The organism is Acinetobacter sp. YH01010 (genome assembly GCF_013420775.1).
GTDB lineage: Bacteria > Pseudomonadota > Gammaproteobacteria > Pseudomonadales > Moraxellaceae > Acinetobacter > Acinetobacter amyesii.
Window position 1 is genome coordinate 165,283 of sequence record NZ_VOYF01000007.1, and the last position, 20,852, is coordinate 186,134.

14 protein-coding genes and 2 pseudogenes are annotated in these 20,852 nt (G+C 40.5%); 4 read left to right on the plus strand and 12 right to left on the minus strand.

Annotated elements, in window-relative coordinates; translation table 11 throughout:
- Positions 1-207: 207 nt before the first annotated feature.
- Positions 208-645: a hypothetical protein gene (locus FTT77_RS08580; protein WP_180007928.1), complete on the plus strand. Its 438-nt coding sequence runs from the start codon at positions 208-210 to the stop codon at positions 643-645.
- A gap of 112 nt (positions 646-757) precedes the next feature.
- On the opposite strand, the gene rapA is transcribed toward FTT77_RS08580, so the two are convergent.
- The 6 genes and pseudogenes from rapA to FTT77_RS08605 form a co-directional block, all read right to left on the minus strand.
- Positions 758-3,595, minus strand: coding sequence for an RNA polymerase-associated protein RapA (rapA, locus tag FTT77_RS08585; protein ID WP_180023849.1), 2,838 nt, complete (start codon positions 3,593-3,595; stop codon positions 758-760).
- A gap of 141 nt (positions 3,596-3,736) precedes the next feature.
- Positions 3,737-4,381 (minus strand): RluA family pseudouridine synthase, encoded by a 645-nt coding sequence (locus FTT77_RS08590; protein WP_180109155.1) that lies wholly within the window; start codon positions 4,379-4,381, stop codon positions 3,737-3,739.
- A 133-nt stretch (positions 4,382-4,514) separates the two neighbouring features.
- Positions 4,515-5,219: pseudogene (locus tag FTT77_RS08595) on the minus strand (phosphopantetheine-binding protein).
- Between the two features lie 120 nt (positions 5,220-5,339).
- Positions 5,340-5,670 (minus strand): annotated as a pseudogene (locus tag FTT77_RS17440) (IS3 family transposase); the annotation flags it as partial.
- Between the two features lie 338 nt (positions 5,671-6,008).
- A complete protein-coding gene (locus FTT77_RS08600) occupies positions 6,009-10,529 on the minus strand; it encodes a translocation/assembly module TamB domain-containing protein (protein ID WP_180109156.1) in 4,521 nt (1,506 codons plus the stop codon).
- A 21-nt stretch (positions 10,530-10,550) separates the two neighbouring features.
- Positions 10,551-13,292 (minus strand): autotransporter assembly complex family protein, encoded by a 2,742-nt coding sequence (locus tag FTT77_RS08605; RefSeq protein WP_180109157.1) that lies wholly within the window; start codon positions 13,290-13,292, stop codon positions 10,551-10,553.
- A gap of 177 nt (positions 13,293-13,469) precedes the next feature.
- On the opposite strand from FTT77_RS08605, the gene FTT77_RS08610 reads away from it, so the two are divergent.
- Positions 13,470-14,789 carry an MFS transporter gene (locus tag FTT77_RS08610; protein ID WP_078188554.1) on the plus strand — a complete coding sequence of 440 codons (1,320 nt, stop codon included), beginning with the start codon at positions 13,470-13,472 and terminating at the stop codon, positions 14,787-14,789.
- Positions 14,790-14,792: 3 nt separating this feature from the next.
- Positions 14,793-15,428, plus strand: coding sequence for a 2-polyprenyl-3-methyl-6-methoxy-1,4-benzoquinone monooxygenase (gene coq7, locus FTT77_RS08615; RefSeq protein ID WP_180004953.1), 636 nt, complete (start codon positions 14,793-14,795; stop codon positions 15,426-15,428).
- Positions 15,429-15,497: 69 nt separating this feature from the next.
- Here coq7 and FTT77_RS08620 read toward each other — a convergent pair whose 3' ends face one another.
- The 6 genes from FTT77_RS08620 to FTT77_RS08645 all read right to left on the minus strand — a co-directional run bounded on the left by FTT77_RS08620 (position 15,498) and on the right by FTT77_RS08645 (position 19,952).
- The gene (locus FTT77_RS08620; RefSeq protein WP_180048876.1) at positions 15,498-16,178 is read right to left on the minus strand and encodes a hypothetical protein; all 681 of its coding nucleotides are present in this window, start codon (positions 16,176-16,178) and stop codon (positions 15,498-15,500) included.
- Between the two features lie 77 nt (positions 16,179-16,255).
- On the minus strand, positions 16,256-16,834 hold the full coding sequence (locus FTT77_RS08625; RefSeq protein WP_257224711.1) for a DedA family protein: 579 nt from the start codon (positions 16,832-16,834) through the stop codon (positions 16,256-16,258).
- 162 nt (positions 16,835-16,996) lie between these two features.
- Entirely contained in the window at positions 16,997-17,446 is a 450-nt protein-coding gene (locus FTT77_RS08630) for a 2-amino-4-hydroxy-6-hydroxymethyldihydropteridine diphosphokinase (protein WP_078193947.1), read from the minus strand.
- Positions 17,403-17,783 carry a dihydroneopterin aldolase gene (gene folB / locus FTT77_RS08635; RefSeq protein WP_180004951.1) on the minus strand — a complete coding sequence of 127 codons (381 nt, stop codon included), beginning with the start codon at positions 17,781-17,783 and terminating at the stop codon, positions 17,403-17,405. The genes FTT77_RS08630 and folB overlap by 44 nt, the downstream gene beginning before the upstream one ends.
- An 83-nt stretch (positions 17,784-17,866) precedes the next feature.
- Positions 17,867-19,165: an AarF/ABC1/UbiB kinase family protein gene (locus FTT77_RS08640; protein WP_180027033.1), complete on the minus strand. Its 1,299-nt coding sequence runs from the start codon at positions 19,163-19,165 to the stop codon at positions 17,867-17,869.
- Between the two features lie 58 nt (positions 19,166-19,223).
- Complete coding sequence (locus FTT77_RS08645; protein WP_180027057.1) at positions 19,224-19,952, minus strand: HesA/MoeB/ThiF family protein; 729 nt, start codon at positions 19,950-19,952, stop codon at positions 19,224-19,226.
- Between the two features lie 625 nt (positions 19,953-20,577).
- Between FTT77_RS08645 and FTT77_RS08650 the strand changes: the two genes are divergently transcribed.
- The coding region (locus FTT77_RS08650) for a transposase family protein (RefSeq protein ID WP_180109158.1) at positions 20,578-20,852 on the plus strand (275 nt) is incomplete at its 3' end.

Genomic DNA, 20,852 nt, shown 5'->3' on the forward strand with positions numbered 1-20,852 from the left:
TAGCACCCTATTTTACAATTTCAGTATTTAACTGAGCTTCGAATCAGAAAATGGCGCTTTTCTACGCCATGATTAACTTTAGAACGTTCATAGACTGAACACATTATCCAAAACCATTTTTAGAAAATTTTAGATTCGAAACGTAGCACCATTTCATTTTATAGCGCAGATAAATAAAGCATAACCATTCTATTTTCAGGAGGTTTTATGATTTTAATAAATGACTTTGATTTAACCCAACCGCAAAAAGTCATCGTGTTAGACCATACACTAGATGACTCAACCCTGTTAACTGAAGTACTCGCTTTGTGTAAGACCGCAGACCCAGAGCTCATCGTGGCGGAAAGCAAAGAGGCTGATTTAGTCTTACGTTTATTACCTGAAATACATGCTTATTGTGGTGCCATTGCCTTAAAACAGCCGCTATGCATTGACATCAACTTTGATTTACTTACTGCTCATTATGCAACACGCAGCCAAGCAGACCGATGTACGATCCAAATTCAGTTAGCAAAAAATCATCCGGACTTTACCAAGCTCGAAGCCATATTTTATATGTTGGATGAACTAGAAGATTTTGATCAAGCTGTAGAATTACTGAAAAATAGTTACTTTTTTTATGCTGATGTCGACAATTTAGATTAAAAATAAACAATACAAAACTTAGATTTAGCGTAAATCTGTCGTGATTAATTTTGCAGTTATATTTTTAGCCATAAAAAAAAGCACCCGAAGGTGCTTTTTGAAGATTCTTAACTTATGGCTTAACCACTACCATAATTTGAATTGCTTCTGGTGTAACCGCCAGACCATCAAGCAGTGTTAAACCTTCTTTTTGCAGTTTTTGTAAACGTGCAATTTCGTCTTCACGAATACTTGGGTTGAACTGCTTCAAATAAGTCAAACGGTCAATTTCATACTGCCATTTGCTACCATAGATTTCTTTGGCTTGTTGTTTAAAGCCCGGTAATGCACCACGAGCAATTTCAAGCGCTTGCGTATAACGCTGTTCAATGACATCACGACGCGCCTTAACCACTTGGCGGCAACTGTTGCCATCAAGATGATGTAAATAAGGACGTAAAATTTCAGGTGCAATTTTTTGCGATAAATCCTGACCTTTTTCGCTCAGTAATACACGAACCAACTGTTGTGGCAAACTTGACGGCAAGTTCAATGCTTTCGGTGCAACGACATCGACTTTAAACCACACTTCCATTAACACAGAACCTTGCGGTAAAGCGGCCGATTTCAATACAGCAACGTTGGTACTACCAAAGCCTTGCGTATTAATCATTTCCATCACACTTTCAGTGAATGGATGCTCAAGTGTTAAATATTGAGCATCTTCACGGATCTGTGCTTGGTCACGATAGAACGTCGCCGTCATACCTTCTTCGTCCAAAGTCAGACCTTGAACTTGCATTTGATCCGTTGGCTTGATGATCACGGTACCATTACTTTGCTCATCAAAATCAATGTTTGTAGACGCCATAAAGCGTTTCATAAACATTGGCAAAGTCGTGTTGTCATCATAATCTTCAAGTGCAGTCACAATTTCTTGTGCCACGATTGGACGGCAAGAGTTGTATTCAAGTAAACGGTCACGACCTTCTTGAAGTTCAGCTTCAAGCGCTTCACGTTGCACACTTACGGCTTCGAGCAGATCTTCAAACTCTTGGCCTTTATCTGCCAACAAACAATCTTTCAGATTGACGATGAAGTTTTCTTGTAAGGTTTGCGCAGTCGGCGAGATATTACAGAAAATATTTAATGCTTCGTTATACCAACGGAACATACGCTCTTGCGCAGTGCCAACCAGATAAGGCACATGAATTTGAATACGATTTTCTTGACCAATACGGTCTAAACGACCAATACGTTGTTCAAGTACGTCTGGGTTTGCAGGCAAGTCAAACAAAACTAAGTCCGATGCAAACTGGAAGTTACGACCTTCAGAACCAATTTCTGAACATAGTAAAATTTGCGCACCGTATGACTCTTCCGCAAAATAAGCTGCTGCTTGGTCACGCTCTAATAGGCTCATGCCTTCATGGAACATCGCTGTGCGAATACCCGCATGCAAACGAAGTACATTTTCTAAAGACTCAACCACTGGACCACTACGTGCAATCAATAACACTTTTTTGTGTTTTAGGTCTGTACGCAGACGTTCCATCAACCACATCACACGTGGGTCGGTTTCCATCCACGAGCCATCAAGCTGCGCTTCTTCAGGCCACATTTGTTCACGTAGCTTGCCATCTTTAGACCAGTTTTCAGGTGCAGGTAATGGCGCAGGCTGACAGTCACGACCTGGGAAGCCTTGAATCGCTTCACGTGTATTACGGAATAAAATACGACCAGTACCATGACGGTCTAACAACTCGTGAATGGCACGAAAGCGTTGTTCTGGCTCGTCAGTAATTCGATGACCTAATAGGCTTTCAATCGCTGCCAAATGCCCTTCTTCGAGTGGCAGATCAGACATCAGCACTTCAGCAATTTTAGCTGTTTGGTGATACTGCTCCTCTTCATCCAAGAAACGATCAAGTGAACTAAAACGTTGTGGATCAAGTAAACGTAAACGTGCAAAGTGACTTTCCACACCTAATTGTTCAGGCGTTGCGGTTAGTAACAAGACACCCGGCGTTTTTTCAGCAAGTTCTTCAACAAGGTCATAACGGTCATTGCCGCCTTCTTCTTCTGACCACATTAAATGATGGGCTTCATCGACCACGAGCAAATCAAAACCAGCTTCAAGCGCTTGTTCACGCAAGTCATCATGGTCGATCATCAAATCAACACTAGCAATAATGCATTGTTCAGTTAAGAATGGGTTGAGGTCTGGATCGTGTTCTTTAATCGAAGCTGTACGCGTCAAGTCAAATAATGAGAACTCAAGATTGAAACGACGACGCATTTCAATCATCCATTGATATTGCAATGAATCAGGTACTAAGACCAAGATACGTTCTGAACGACCCGTTTTGAGTTGCTGATGAATGATCAGACCGGCTTCGATGGTTTTACCTAAACCGACTTCGTCAGCAAGTAATACACGTGGGGCAAAACGCTTACCCACTTCATGCGCAATATACAGTTGGTGTGGAATGAGACCCACACGTGAACCCACTAGGCCACGTAAAGGGCTAGACTTCATATTGGCTTGAAGAAGCAATGCTTCGATACGCAGGTCATACCATTCTTTATAGTCTACTTGGCTTGCAAGTAAACGGTCTAATGGTTTTGCTAACTGAATACTTGCACCAATACGTGTTTCATTCAGTGCTTTACGTTCTTCTGTACCGTCGGCCAGTTTACGTACCGCGTTATAACGAACCACACCACCACGGTCTTCAAGCGATTCGACAATCCAAATTTGACCTTCTTGGTCTTGGACTTCGTCATTTACATTGAAAACAATACGAGATAAAGGTGCATTGTGACGGGCATAGACACGAGTTTCATCACTTTTCGGGAATAAAATGCTGACCGATCGCTCATCAACATCAATAAGAACACCTAAACCCAGTTCCGTTTCTGTATCTGATAACCAACGTTGACCAATAGCAAACTGCTGCAATTTTTCCACCTTTTTCTCAAGTTCGGTCTGAAAATATTATGCTCAAACTGTGAACGTTATTTGAGCAAAAATCTAGACCATAAAGCAATATATTTTGACATAAAGCCCACTAAATAGTGAGCAGAATTCTTAGGGATTTAAATGATTTTCCTAAAATGGTACAGGACAGTGAAATTCCACTGTTTGCTCAGTTTCAGGATGGTTAAAACTCAAGCGCTCAGCATGTAAACATAAGCGCGGCATCAGCTGCTGTTGCTCAGTTGTTGCATACAAAGTATCACCTACAATAGGATGACCTAAATATTGCATATGAACGCGAAGCTGATGTGATCGACCGGTAATAGGAGTTAAAACTACACGTGTTACGGCTTGCCCCTGAATCTCAAAATGTTCAGTGGCTTTCCAATGCGTAAGCGCAGGCTTATTGTGTGCAGGATCGGCAATATGCAGTGGCGGATGTTCTGGGTCATATATGACCGGTACATCGACAGTACCTTCACCTTCGAGCGTACCCGCAACCAATGCCTGATATGTTTTTGAAGTTTGACGTTCTTGGAACTGGCGTGAAATTCGATTTTGCCCTTGACGGGTTAATGCAAAAACCAAAATACCTGAGGTATCACGATCCAAACGATGGATGAGCAAGGTATTCGGTTCAATTTTTAATAATCGATTGATAACACAGTCTTGTAAATCTGCTGTTTTTCCCGGAACTGTGAGTAAACCTGCTGGTTTATGGATCACCATAAAGTCAGTATCACGATGTATCAGGTGTTCGGTTAGAAAATTACTCAAAGTTCAATCCAGTTCTGATCTCGAAAAACAAGGCGGCAATAATAAAAAGCTTAGCCAACAATTACAATGCACAAAGCTATATTTCCCGACGTATTTTCCGATTTAGAACAAAAATAATTCCAATTGGCTTTGTTTAATCTGTATTGAGCAATTTTTCTAGCAATGCTTTTAAACTTGCACCATCTAAAAAGTCTTCATAACGGATGTTTGCACCATTGGCACGCCACAACCCAATTAAGCTGACCATGGCAATGGAATCGAGCCCATAACTGCGTAAATCGATTAAGGGATCTATTTCCAATGCGTCCATATCTAACTGTTCTGCGATAGCCAATAATATGCCTTTGGCCGACAAGACGAATTCCGTTGGCGCTGACAGATTCCAAAGCCGCATCAAATTATAACTACTCATATGATGGATACCTTGGCCTGATATGGAGTCCACCCACAGAATATGCTGTTCCTGATTATTCAGCACAATTGCGTCATCAACAATACAGATTTGCTCTGTCACGCTTTATAGATGCGGCAAGATCTGTTTCAGCATAGGCGTGATTTGCCCTGCAAAGATGAGCTGCGGGTGTGTTGTTGCATATTCACCGAGCTGCTGCATGCCTTGAAGTAAATCATCACCATATAAATCGACAATTGGAATCTCTAAGGCTTTGGCTTTATTGGTCAGTTGGATCAAATTTTCCATCAGCTGCGTATCTTGTATGCCCTGCTGCATGCGTAAATTTTGTAAACCAACCAGCACCAATACCGACTGTGTTGATGACAGCTGCCATTTCGCTTGAGAAGGTGCAAATTGGATTTTTTTAGGCATTGGGTAAAGCATACGGGCTCGGTACAAAACTTATGTTAGAACAACTGTTATGTTACCGCAGAACCGAGTCTCAAAGTGGCTTTCATCTTATGATGATGTACTTGGAGGTGATTTCACTTGTTGGACAACTAAAACTGAAATTTGAAGTGAGCTGCAAATTAACTTTTGTGGTTGAAGCGCCCCATTTTCTTCAACACACCTTCTGAAAAATCACTTTTTCATGCCTGCTCGCCGATTTTTGCATGTAGTTTTTTTTAGATCAATTTGCAGTTCTATAAGAGCTTTTAATTGATCGAAAGCTTGCAATGAGGCTGCGATCAATTGATTTTCCCAGTCGATAATTTGGTTTTGATAAAATCAAATTCAGCACTTAATTCAACAAGTGTTTTTCCGCTTTAATCGCAGCAAATGCTCACTTAGCTTTAAAATCATTTGAATGATTTCTTCTTGGTCCATGTGCCATAAAATACTGATATATTGATGTTTACAACATCATTTAGGGAGACAAATATACTTATGTCAATTGTCCAAATTTCCTGATCCTTCTCTCAACAAATTTAATACTTTTTTGAGGCCAATTGTTTGAGCTACTGTTTGTGGAAACACACCTCTTTTATTTTTTAATAGCTCTACACCCGCTTTAAGCACTTCAAATATGTATGATTGTAGGATCTTTCTTAAAGGGTTGTGTTACACAAAACCGCTTTATAGACCTATTTTTGTCTAGTCTAAAAATTATTAGATCAGCCATAAACAAGAATTTTTATTAAAAACTTAAATTATCAATTATAATTCAACACCTTAGAAACGCCAATTATAAAACAAGTCAATTGCACGTTCTAAAGACTGACTCGCTTCCAAATACAAACGTTGATTCATTTGATAACGTAAGGTCAGTTTATTCACTGGTGTAAATACCCCTACACCATAACGAATGAATAAATCAGGTGTAATATAACCCGTCAGTGAAACCTGAGTATCATCTCCTGTTCCTTGAGCATCGAGTGCCAAACCACTCAGACCAAATGTACGACCAATTTGATTGGTCAATGCACGTGTACCACCCAAGCCCATACTAATACCGGCTGCTGCAATCGTATTGTTCACATCAGAACGGAAACCTTCCGCCTGACTTAAACCTGAACTTCCTTCATTAATACGACCTGTAATTAAGGCATTTAAGGCTTCTTGTTCAGACAGACCTGCATCGTTATACACCTGAATTGCAGGACTTGATGCCGTACCCGTCACACGAACCCCAACTGTACTACCTTGCACGGCTTTATTTGCATCGATATCTAACGTTGGATTTGCCAATGGTCCATTAAAACGGGCAATCGCACGGTTCAAGTCCAGACTTTGACCATAGGCTTCAATTTTCACACGTTGTGAAACACCGATTGCACCATTGGCACGCATTGCTGTTTCTAAACCACGTTGTGTCAAATTCAAACGACCAATCAACGGAATTCGACTATCAAAACCTTGGAAAATCACTTGATTACCAATGTTCACCTGTACATCTGCGCGAATATCCCAAGGACGTGCCGATTTTAAGATTTCAAGTTGGTTATCACCTTCATGTACCACACGTACATCTGAAGATACCCCAACCACTGTTGCAGACGATTCTGGCATCGAAATCAATGCACGCGGCACATCAATTTTACCTTTTAATGTTAATTTCTTACTGAAAGGCAGCACATCTAAAGATAAATCAGGCGTTACAACAGCGGTGATCAATGGCGCTTGACGGACCAACATTTCATTACCCGTTAAATTCAACTGGATACGCAGATCATTTTTCCAGTCGATATTTCCAGTTAATTTGCCCACACCACGACCACTATTAAATGCGCCATCAATCGTCGCATGGTTTTGACGTACAGCAGAATACAACTGAATATTGGTCAAGTTCACAGGCAGTGAAATCATGCTAATCGAGCCATTTTTCACTCGAATCTCAGCATCCATTAAAGGCTGAGACAATGTTCCGCTAATTTTTGCCGCATAAGACAACGTACCGCCCATTGACCGCACATCTTGTATAAATGGTTTTAAGATTTTCAATTGAACTTGGTTAAAGGCCACTTCACCACGGATCGGTTTATTGGCTTTATACGGATCAATAATAATATTGGCATAACCTGTACCAATATCTGGGGCTTTGGTATCGAGTCGAATTTGTAGCCCTTCAGCGACACTTTTCGCCATCAAGCCAACTTCATCATATTTTAAAGTGGATGCTAAATACTGTGGATCTTCAGCTGCTAAACCAAGTAAACCGTCACGAGTCACTAAACGTGCATCAATTTTAGGTTTTGCACCTTTCGCCCAAGACGCTTTTGCATAACCATTCACTTTACCCGTAATCGCCAGGCCTTCAGGCATAAATGCTGCAAAATCATTTAAGTCTAGGTTCTTTGTCACAAAGGATACATTGCCGCGGTTTTTATTCACACGAATCGGCTGATCAAAACATAATTCACTTTGCTGGCTCATCCAACAATGTGCGCCAACAAATAAGTCAGACTGTGCAGTGTTGTAAATAATCGATGCATTTTGACGCTGCACAAGACGGGTACGTAAGGAGTCAAAATCGCCTTTTTGAATCTGACCAAGCCAATTATTTTGTGCGTTAAAACCACCAGCTAACTGCACATAAAATTTTGATAATTTATTTTCAGCACTGACTTTTAATAAATGCGCATTACGTGTTCCTGCTAGTGAAATTTGACCTTTCACAATCTCACGGTTGTTACTGCGTAAATTATCCATCGTTGCCGTTAATAAACTTGGTGAAGTCGCAGAAGTTGGCAACTCGCCTTGCACCCGTATTTTTTTCACACTGAATAAATTATTAAAAGCAAAATCATCTATTGCGATATTGGCAGATGCTTGCAGTCGTGGTTGTGCTTGAACATTTAAGTAGCCATAAGCACGTCCACGTAGGCCTGCATAAATTTCATATAATGCCGGTGCATTAATTTTCAATTGTAAATTTTGTGCATTACCTGTGGCTTGAATTTGGTTATTGGCATAAGCCAACAGTAAATTATTCGCTTCAAACTGTTTTGGCATAAAACCAGATTGATTTGAATTAATCACCATCGCCAAGTTACCTTGACCACGGACAGGTTTGTTATTGATCATACCTGCCAAATTCAGACGTTCAATTTGAATACGTTTTAGCGTATCTGACCACACACCACTGGTTTTTAAATTTCCAGATAATTCACCCCGTACATTTGAGGCAAAGTAATGCGGCTTAAAATGCACCAGTGATGCATTGATATCCCAACCAATGGCTTTTTGTAGTAAAACTTGTCCATTGGCAGAAATTTTACCTGCCACGCCATCATGACGTAGCTCGGCTATTTTAATTAATTCAGGTGTACCCGATACTTTGAAAATCAAACTGCCTTTACTTGCGGCAACTTGGCTTGCATTGAGGCCACCATTATAATTCACAGCAAAAGCTTTAAAGCCTCCACCTTGTTTCTCATCATGGAAAGTCAGCGCAGCAGTAGATTTACCTGTTAAATGAACCGTTTCATTTTGCTGTGCTAGTCGGCCTAACAAATCAATATTATTCAGCTGAATAATCTGTTGATTTGGTTTTGCATAACCATTGGCTTTTAATGACCCTGTAATTTGATCGACAGGCGCAGCAGCTACGATGGTTTGCGGATTGAACTGCTGTGCTTGTACATTGGCTTGCCATTTCAGCATACGTTTTTGATCAGGCAATTCTACAACTGCATTACCTTTGAGCTGACCTTTGTCGGCCACATAACTAAAGGCAGGGACATTGAGATTGTTATTTTTCAGATTCAGTTTGGCTTGATATTGTCCAGCAGGCAGAGCACCTTTTTCATGTCTTGACACGGTGGTCGCCACATTAATGTTTTGCTGACCTTCTGTAAGCGCCAATTGCACATTGCCCGAATCACTACTCAACCATCCAACATATGGCACTGCACGGTCTATATTTTTCCAAGACACATCCATCAGCATCGGCTGAGCTTTATTATTTTTAGCAGGCGCTTGATCAAGTTTTAAATTCCAAGTTTCATATTGGTCAAAATCCACCAACGCCGTCAGGTGCATACCTTTTTCAAGGGTCCCTTTAGACGCAATCTTACTGTTTAAATTTACAGGTAGAAAATCTTGAACCACTTGCGGGATCAGCTTATGTTTTGGATTAATTTTATCTAAACGACCGCTTACATCCCAAGTGACCTGATCTTTCCAACTCACCACGCCACCCAAATTGACAGCGCCGCCCATCACTTGACCATTTAGGTTAGTAATATCAAGTTGGTTGACCAAGTCCGTACTCATGAGCGCAGTATATTTACCTTCAGGAATATTGGCCCCGCTCAGGTCCGTGTCTAAATCTAAATTGAGACGCTGAATATCCCCTTTGAATTTTGCCAGACCATTTTTAGCAAAGAGCTTTTGTTCAGTCAGTAAAGGTAAATGATAGTTTTTAAATCTGAGCGCACCAAACATCGGGACATGTGGACGCATTGGATGGACCACAGCCCAACCAGTTAAAAGATCTGGAGTATGTGTTGCTACACCGGCTTGTATCGTATCCAACGATCCTTTAGCCACCACTTGAATATCATGAATATTCAGACTTTCACGTAGTGAAGGTAAGTTGACTATACCCACAGCATTTAGCGGATATTTACCTTCAAACTTCATATTCCCCGAGGCTTGACGCACAGATAAATAGCCCATATCCATACGGGTATCTTCAAATTTTAATTCCGTCCCTGACCAAAGCGCTTCATTTAATTCAATGTCATAAAAATCTACACCTGAACTATGGGTTTTAATCAGCATATGATCTAGATCTGCATGATCGACACGAAGTACGAAAGGCAGACGGATTTCACTAAATGCAAAAGGTTTATCGCTTGGCGGTGTCTTGGTAATAATTTGCAGATTTTTAACATCTGCCTTATTTAAATGAATTTCTTTATTAATAATGGCGCGCCAGCCGAGTGTAATATCGGCACGGTCAATCTTTACATCGACAGGTTTTAGCGTAACGAGGACATTTCGTAGAATAATGCCCCGCCACAGGTTACCACCTTCATATTCATAGTGAATGATTTGCTGACGTTCCAGAACACGGTCAAGTAAAAACTTACTGCCTTTGTCTGTAGAGAACATAACTGCTAATGCAGCCACCAAAAAGATAAGCACGAACACGAAGGTCAAAATGACACTTCGAAGAATACGACGCTTCTTCGGCAGTTGCTCTACCGGCGTTTCGTTTTCTGGTTCTTGCTGCTCTTGTTCAGTCATAAAAAACACATCACCTAAAAATTATAATTGTGAACCAATAAAGAAATGTAAACGAATTGGTTTGCTGTCGTCAGAAAGTCCCGTAGCCACATCTAAACGAATTGGACCAATTGGCGATGCCCAACGTATCCCCACACCTGCGCTATATGCAGTCGGTGTATTAAAGTCTTTATCGTAAGCATTACCGAAGTCACTAAAGACCGCAGCACGCCAACCTTCTTTAAATTGGTAGTTATATTCTAATGAGCCAGTTGCCAAAACTTGACCACCAATTTTATAGCCATCTTCTTCAGCCGCTAAACTCTTATAGTCAAAGCCGCGAATGGTTTGGTCACCACCGGTAAAATAGCGTAAGTTATAAGGAACTTTATCAAAGTTCTCTGTCAGAATATAACCTACATCACTGCGCCCCACGAACTGGTGATTATCATTTTCACCCAATGAATAAATAAAGCGCCAGCCCGCATTCAAGATCGCCATATCAACATCCGAAAGTAAGCTTTCACTTCCGACTTCAACTTTATAGGTTTGCTTTATCCCTTTACTTGGATTCACACGTTTATCAGAGTCGGTTCGAGAAATTTCATAGCCAAACATCAAGGACTGTTGTTCATTGTTGGTATTCACCAAGAATGCATCTGGAATGTCATCACTAGGATTAAGTCCGTCATCAGTAATACGGTCCAAACGATAACGTAAACCAAAGGTATGCTGCCAACTACCACGGGGGTTTTTAATAATCCGGTCCACACCCGCTACAGCAGATTCAATGGAAAGATTAACACCTTGACCGACATCATCACGTTCTTCACGTTCATAACCACCGACTAAGCTGACATAGTCATTTAATGGATGGTTATATGGAATGTTATAGCGACCATCAATCGATTGACGGATTTTGGATACTTCCATGTTGGCATCAAATGAATGACCGCGTCTATTCACGATTGCACGGCGATACTGTCCACGAACACGTGTACCTGTATCGGTACCGAAACCTGCACCAATTTCTGCACTATTCAGCTTGTCTGCATTCAGTGTCACGATCACAGGGACTTTTTTATCTTCACGTACTTGGGCCTTTAAGCGTTCTTGCTCTTCTTGTTTGGCGTCTTGCGTATCTTGCAAACTGCGTAATTTAGATGGTTGCTCTGCATCATTCACCCCCGCAAATTGGTCTTCATCGACCACTTTTTGCGTCACTTCTTTATTCGACATCACTTCAGTTTTGTCTTTCACCACTTGTGAACTTTCTGACAACTGATTTTGATCGACCAAGGTTTGAATATCCGGGGGCAGTTCAAGTGGCTTTTCAATCGGGTCTGGTCGAATTGCATCGACTAGCGTGTAGTTAAAATAGCGAGAGTTGGTCAGGTTATTGGCCAAACCATTCACACGCCAGAAAGTATAGTCAGCACCGTCTTTCCACGTCACCAAACTTTCTAAAATATCGCGATCCAATGGAAACTCTGCATTCGGATCGCTCATTCTAAATTCAACTGCGCCAAGCTTATAACGCTCGCCCGTCTCAAAGCGCAAATTAATATCGGCAGTATTTTGCGGTTGCGCCACTTTTACATCATGTAAACGCCAATACGAGTCGAAGTAACCGTTATTGGTCGCTGCCTCATTGATTCGGCTTTTCGTGGTTTCGTATTTACCATGATTAAGAATGTCACCTTCTTCCTGATCTGGTAAAACACCAATCACCTGAAACTGAGCTTGGTTCGCCCCAGCCCCAGAAAATTCAACATTCTGTTTTTCAATTTGCACAGGCGTATTTGGTGTAACCAATACACGAACTTTGCTGTCAGACACTTTTTCAAATTTGAATTCAGATTGATAGAAACCCACGGCTTGCGCGGCTTGATTGGACAAGCTACGTAATTGAGGCAAAGCCGATGGAAAATCACTAAAGGATTCTTGAGTAAAACTTGAAAGCTTGCCTTTAATATTGGCTTTGAGATCTTCCAGTGCCGCACCGTAGGCTTTACTCGACGTTTGACTGGTATTATGTGCTGATGTAATTTCAACATCCGCACTAATTCGTGGCACTTTTGCCGTGTTCATCTGACGTGGCGGACGTACTTTATATAATAAGCGCTTGAAAATACCCGGCTCTGCATCATCCTCAACTGTTGGGTTATGCAGCTCTTGCAGAGTATTGGCATTTTCATTTCGTGTCGCGGTAATTTCATTATCCGAACGAATTTCACCCATGAGCTGATCAATATTGACTGGCGCTTGGTTAATTTCCGTTAACTCTTTTTGGGTAATATCTGCAACAGCAACTTCTGTTTGCTGTGTTGCACGGTACTCCTGCGCTTGACGTTTGGCTTCTTCAGCAACTTGGAAGATTTCATTCGCCATGTTTTGATCAACAGGTGTCACGGGTAAGTTTTCTAAATCTTCAAACTCAATGGGTTTAAATTCTTGTAGTTGAGTTCCTGCTTGCTGCTGTTCTTGCAGCATTTTCATGCTATCAACAGATTCTTCTGGTTCATTTATATTTTCAATTTTTTCAATTGCTTCAGGCGTCGATAGCCCTTGCTTTACAGCCTCATCCTTGATTTCAGCAACAATCTCTGCTTTTGTATCGGTAGATGTTGGAACCGTTTCTGCGGGAGTTTGGGCGAAACTATGCTGAGCACACAAGGTCAAAAAGATGCTCATATATAGACTTTTATTGCTATGATGCTGTCGTATGCAGTGAGCCATACTGTGATGAAGCATTGTTTTTTTAAACTTGATTTTTGCAGGCATAGCAAACTCTAACAAATTTCATTATGTAATGGACTTAGTCAACCAGATGTAGAGCTAAAGATCTTATATCTATTGGTTTTTCGCCATCTCCAAACTCAAAAACATATTACATGATTTTTTTAGAGATTTTACCAATCACTCACATTTCTTAATAAAACTTAATGTAGCAAGACGCTTATGAATAACAACGAACATCTGCTAGGTACACGCCGTTTCCTGCCTATGTTTTTGACCCAATTTTTTGGGGCGCTCAATGACAATGTCTATAAACAGGCTTTATTGTTGGTCATTACCTATGGATTAATCCAACAACAGGCATTACCCATCAGCACGCTAAACAATCTGGCTGCATTATTGTTTATTTTACCCTACTTTATTTTTTCAGCGACAGCGGGACAGATCGCAGATAAGTTTGAACGTTCACAACTTGTCCGTGGCATCAAAATTTTAGAAATTATCATCATGATCATCGGCAGTATTGGCTTTCTGACCGGTCATTTATGGTTATTGTTGCTGGCTTTATTTTTGATGGGGACCCATTCGACATTTTTTGGTCCAATCAAATATGCAATTTTGCCTGAAATTTTAAAGCCCAATGAGCTGATGTCAGGCAATGCGCTCTTCCAATCGGCAACATCCATGGCAATTTTATTCGGGATGATTTTGGGCGGTGCAGTGATTGCTTCATCTCAAGGCAATTTAATGTGGATCAGCCTGACGGTAATGACCATCGCCATTTTAGGTTATATCACCAGTCGTTTTATTCTTAAGCAAAATGTCACAACACCTGATTTAAAAATCGATTGGAACTTTTTTCGTACCAGTTACCAAACGATGAAATATGCCAAAAGTTTGCCGCTAATTTTTACTATTTTATTGGGGAACTCGTGGTATTGGTTTTATGGTGCTACCTACCTCACTCAAATTCCACAAATGACCCAGCAAAACCTACATGCCTCTGAAAATGTCGTTAGCTTGCTATTGACTTTTTTCTCTGTCGGTGTAGGCGTGGGTTCATTACTTTGTCGTAAATTGGGCGGCACTCAAGTCAATATTAAGATGGTTCCCATCGGTGCTGTAGGTTTAACGGTATTTGCACTGTATTTAGCCTTTAGTTTGACCCTCGTCCCTACTCAAACTGGCCCACTTATTACCCTTTCAGAAGTTTTTCATCAAGGTTGGGGCTATTACCATGTCATGATTGCCGTGACTTTATTGGGCATTAGTGGCGGATTTTACATCGTTCCACTCTATGCAATGATGCAAGCTTACTCCCCACGCTCACATCGTGCGCGAGTCGTTGCCGCAAACAACATTTTAAATGCGGTATTTATGGTATCTTCTGCTATATTTTCAATTATCATTCTGAGTGTTTTAAAGATTGATATTAAAATACTTTTTTGTATAACCGCAGTGCTCAGTGCAATTTTTTGTATTTGGCTGCTATTACGCATCAAACCTTTGCTTCAAACTACGCAAGTCTCTCTGGAGGATTAATCCATGCGTCAATTTACAGGTGTCGACAAACTTATTCACTCATTTGATCAGGCCTTACGTAGTTTAGTTCCCGGAGCAACGGCTGCACATCGTGAAAATCCGTCTGTTGCTGAAAAGACTCAACTTGCAGTCAGTGAAGCACGTCATGTGGCGGGTCTAATGCGTGTCAACCATAGTGGTGAAGTTTGTGCCCAAGCGCTTTATCATGGCCAAGCACTCACCGCTAAACTGCCAAATGTCCGCCGTGAAATGGAACACGCTGCGATTGAAGAACAAGATCATTTGGCTTGGTGTGAAGACCGCTTAAAAGAATTAGACAGCCATACTAGTCTGCTCAACCCTGTTTGGTACGGCCTTTCTTTTGGGATGGGTGCATTGGCAGGTATTGCCGGTGATAAATACAGCTTAGGTTTTGTCGCTGAAACTGAGCGCCAAGTGAGCCTGCATTTAGAAGATCACATCCGCCAACTTCCTGAACAAGACGAACGTTCACGTAAAATTTTAGTGCAAATGAATGAAGATGAGCTGCATCACCGTGATACAGCACTCAATGCAGGTGGTGTAGACCTTCCTGTTCCAGTTCGTATTGCCATGACTGGTATTTCAAAGCTGATGACCAAAACCAGTTATTACATTTAATGCTTTTCTAATGATTGTCGCTAAGTTCTATAAATAGTGAAAAAAAAGCCTGCAATGATGCAGGCTTTTTTATGAGAAATCTTTTGACTTTAATACAATAATTCCTTCACCATCAAAACAGTTTATAGGCTGCCATCGACTTGGTGTAAACCAATCAAAATTCAAACTATAACGTTGTGCAGTGGACGGATAACCTGATCCCCCTAATTCAAGCAGCCATCCTGCCGGACAAATTACTTTTTGGTTATTCATCATAACGGTTTGATCATGTGCCAACTCAAGCAATAAATGGCGATGCAGCTCAAATGCAATAACATCAAATCCAGCTATTTGAATCGGCTGTGGAAAACGAGCCGATGTCAAACCTTGACGAATATCAGTCATCTGTTCCAGAGTATAATCGGTTTCAAATGATCGGTTAATCCACGTGCCTTCAGGCAGTACAACCTCTCCAAAGTTTAAGGGTTCCTGCAACTGTATATGAATTTTCTTTTGATGCTGCCACTCTGCATAGTCAGAACTAAGATCTGAAATCACGAACAATCCCAGCGTTACTGCAACAAATAAAGGGAAAAACAATACGCCAGATAAACCAATTTTAAGTACCGCATTTACTTTATATGGTCGATTTTTTTGCTTTTTATACCAATTATTCCAACTCAACCAAATCGCAATGACAATAAATAGCACCAAAATCGCAAAGCAAATAATAAGGAAACCTCCCGCACCCGCACCATAACCTAAACCCATATTGCTCTCACTGAATATCCTTTTAAATCTTTTGATTATGTTTTGACGATTTTATCAGATCAGCCGCGTTCACTTTATCAATGTTGATGATGCTTACGCCACCACTTCAACACCGTATAGAACACACGTAAAAATACGATACATAATACAACGGCAATAACGATGTAAATATCTTGATGATAAGACAACATTTTCGCCCAAAACAGATGTAAATAATGACTCATTTGAAAGCCAATCGTAGCGACCAACATCGCCCAAATAAAACAGGCGACCAGACTAATCAGCACATATTTCCAAACAGGATAAGCACGCACACCTATAACAATAGGTAAAATGGTTCTAAAGCCCCAAGCAAAGCGCATAAATAAAATGGTCAAAATAGGATAACGTTCAATAAACTGGCTCGCACGATCGAATTTTTGTGCAAATTCTGCATTCGACTGGATAAGTTTTTGCCCATAGCGAGCGCCCATTTGATAATAAAACTGATCGCCAATAAAACTGCCTAGCATCGCCACCGCAATCAACATTGGAAAATGAAGTATGTGTTGATGGACGGCATAGGCGCCAATCATCAGCACTGTTTCTCCTTCAAACAATGTGCCAATAAAAATCGCAATATAGCCATAGTGCTGAATCAGATCAGTCCAGTTCATATCATTATTTTGAAGCTAAAAAGATAATGTAATCCTGCGACAGCCTATACGCTAGCGCATACCATGACAGGATTTGAATATTTTTGTTATTGTTTATCTAGCGTATTTAAGGTCAGTTTGAAATATCACTCATGTGCATTGAAAACATTTCGTTTCATTCGCTCAATCCACTAAAACTTTTTGGCAACTCACCATAGGAAATTGATGTGCTGGATGTTCAAACATTTCATTTTTCCAAATGTCGAACATTGGTATTTTAACATCGAGTGCTAAAGGCAGTTTTTTCGGATTAAATTGCATGTGCGCTAAGCTTTCGCCCCACGCGATCAGATCCAGATCCAAAGCGATATTATGAGACGGACGAACACGACCTGAGTCTGCTTCCATTTTTTTCAGTAAGGTGCTGATTTCATCTACAGATAAACTGCTTTTCACCAAACAAGCTGCATTCCAATAATCCGCCCCAATGCCATCACGACAAGGAATCACATAAATTTTGGAAAATTCAACATGACCCAAAGCCTGAATTTGACGTAAAGCCTGTTGAAAATGCGGCTTGGGATTGAAATTACTCGCCAGAGCTAGGGCGAAAATCGTTTCGGTGGCGTTCAAGACGAATTCCTACAGAATTGGCTTGCGCGATAATGGCAGGCTTCCGGATGCTAATCATAATAGATTCAATGCTGTCATAGGTAGCAAAAAGTGCATCAATCACCAGTTTTGCTGCATGTTCGATCAATTTAGGTTGAGCAGTTTGAATGACTTTGGCTGATATTTCGCAAATTTCAGCATAATTCAAGGTATCTTCAAGCTCATCTGACTGAGCCGCCTGCGCTAAACTGGTTTGAATATTGAGGTCGAGCATCAAAGGCTGAATAATCTGACGCTCCCAATTGAAACAGCCGACTACAGTTTCAACTTTCAAACCTTCAATGATAATTGCGTCCATTCTTACACTCAAAATAAAATCTTAAACATCGATAAAATCCTCCTGTTTAAGCAAGAGGATTTTATTTATATCTTGCGGCTAAATTATTGCTTCAACAATAAATTAGGATCCATAGTCTGCACCATCTGAATACGCTGGTCTGCATAAATATCGGTATATGGCGCAAGGATGCGCATAAAGCGATCGAAGTACAACATTTGTTTGAATAATAAAGCGAAGTCACGTGGGAAGCGAATACCATGACGCTCTCCGACTTGTACCATATCCATCATGATGTCATTCAAATCGGCAGGATTCGAGGTTAATAACTCTTGCGGATCGGCCAAAAGCACACCGCTAAATAAGCGCTCTAAGTCGGCAGCTAAGACTTGTGTGTCAATTTTGACAGCCGTCATGCCCATTTTCAGCATATTTTCAGCCATCAAGTTGTAGTCAGTTTTTTGTAGGGCATCCATAAACGCAATACATGCTGTCCACACTTCAGGTTTCAACTGGCCCACGATACCAAAATCGATGAATCCAACTCGACCATCTTCAAGCAACATCAGGTTGCCTGCATGTAAGTCTGCATGGAAACTATTACATAACATCAAGCTGCCAAACCATGTATTCATCGCTGTCACCAAAACTTGCGATGGATCTTTAGCGACTTTCTTGACCACATCAAAATCGGTCAATGGTACGCCGTATAAACGCTCCATGGTTAAGACGCGACGTGTTGAATATTGGTGATAAACTTTTGGTGCTGTTGCGGCTTTGTTTTGAGTTACATTCAGATAGTTCACAAAGTCATCAAGATTTTGAGCTTCTTCAATAAAGTCCACCTCACGTACCATGCGAACTTTAATTTCTTCAACAATATCTGCAAGTGAAGCAAATTTGACTTTGGGTACAGCTTTTTCGACCAGTTTAGTAGCCCAATGTAAGACGTTTAAATCTGTATAGAGAATCGTCTCGACACCCGGTTTTTGCACCTTGATAACAACATTTTCACCACTGACCAATTTAGCGGCATGCACCTGTGCAATCGATGCAGAAGCCAAAGGCTTTTCATCAATTGAAGCAAATATTTCATCTAAATTACGGCCAGCAAATTCTGAAGCCAATACCTGCTGCACATAACTAAACGGCAATGAAGGTGTCTGATCTAAACAACCTTGAAACTCTTCGACATATTCACGTGGAAATAAAGAAGGTGTACTGGCAATAAATTGACCCAATTTAATATAGGTTGAACCCAGTGATTCAAAAGTTTCACGCATGAGTTTTGCGTTACTTGGTTTTTCAGTTGCAAATTTAAAGCCGGCTTTTGCCGCAACGACTGCGGTCTCACCCATTCGGGCAACCGAGCGAATTCCATCTAACCAGATATTGTTTTTCATAATGTCTTAGAAAAAAATAATTAACGTGAGTGTAGCAAAAAAATAAGGGCTTGCTGCTTTATCTTGCCTGACAGATTGGACAATCGGGATCTATTTCAAAAGCGAGAATTTTTTGTTTCATTGACAGACCATCCCACAACAAAAGTTTTTGTTTCAATACTGTCTTTCCTAAACCCAAATAAAGCAAAGCATGATGAGCTTGCAAACTTGCCATAACATTTGGTGTAGTTGCAAGTACACCTGAGTCTGCACAGCGCAAACTTTCATTGGCATGCTGTTCTTTTGGAAATAAACATTCATAACAGGCAGCATCGGCTTCAACCATAAATAACTGCCCTTGAAAGCCGATCGCTGAAGCACTAATCAGCGCCACATTATTTTCCACACAGCTTGTGTTAACCAAATACCGTGTACTGAAATTATCACAACCGTCGAGAACCAAATCTTGTTGTGAAATCAACGCCTTTGCGTTGCTTTCATCTAATTTTGTGGTATAGCTTTGCACTCGGATATGCGGGTTAATCGCTTGTAAGCGTTTAGCCAAAATTTCCGATTTATAAAAACCTACGTCATTTTTGGTATACGCGATTTGTCGTTGTAAATTACTGATTTCAATTCGATCTGCATCGATTAAAGTAATTTGTCCGACGCCTGCACGTGCCAATAATTCGGCTGTGGTACACCCAATTCCACCACACCCTACGATGAGTACATTGGCAAGTTTTAGCTTCTCTTGTGCATCGATGTCCCATCCATCAAGTAATATTTGACGGCTGTATAAATGCATTTCATCATCACTTAATTCAAATTCAGATGTTGATTCATTCGATTTAAACGTAGACAAAGTATTTCCTTATTAAAATTCGTCAAGCATAAAAAATGGGCGAGTTTATATCGCACGCAAAAGATTAAAACACCGATATCCATCAAATGTTGTTCGAGTACAAACCCGAAACAGTGTAAAAACACCCTGCTATTTGAGCAAGACAATATACAGCTTAAAGTTAAAATAAATGCTCTGTAGACATGGTATTTTTCTTAGTTAGCGTATCTTCAATTACACAATTTAAAATACAGTATCTCAAACACCTTAGTATGTAGAAACATCATAGAGGTATAGCGTATACATGTTTTAAAAATAATAAATATAGTTATATTTTTAACCATATTTAGTTGCACTAGAGCTGCTTACATTAGATTCATTTTAATGATTCTTTTCTACCTTAGCCTCAAAAAATAAAACTTAATTCAAGACATTTTAAGCGTTTATGTATGCAAAGAGATTTAATCCGTAGGTATATGTATGAATTCAGTGAGAATTAAATTAGATCTCTTTCATAAATCAAAAAACGATCTTCTTTTTGGTTAATATTTGCACTCCGGATTTCTTAGCATTCGTGCATAATCTGCGGATGAAATACATCGATTCAAACAAGCTTTCTGATCCTCAGTTCAAGCGATACACAGGCATCTCATGGTCAACTTTCTATTTGATGGTTGAGCAATTGAAGAAACATGTCCCTGCCAAAGGCAGACCGCCCAAGTTAAGCCTGGAAGACCAGGTTCTGCTCTGTCTAAGCTATTGGCGGGAATACCGAACCTTATTTCACGTTGCGACGAGCTACGGGGTTTCAGAGCCCACAGCCTCAAGAATTGTCCGTCATGTTGAAGACTGCCTGATTCGGTC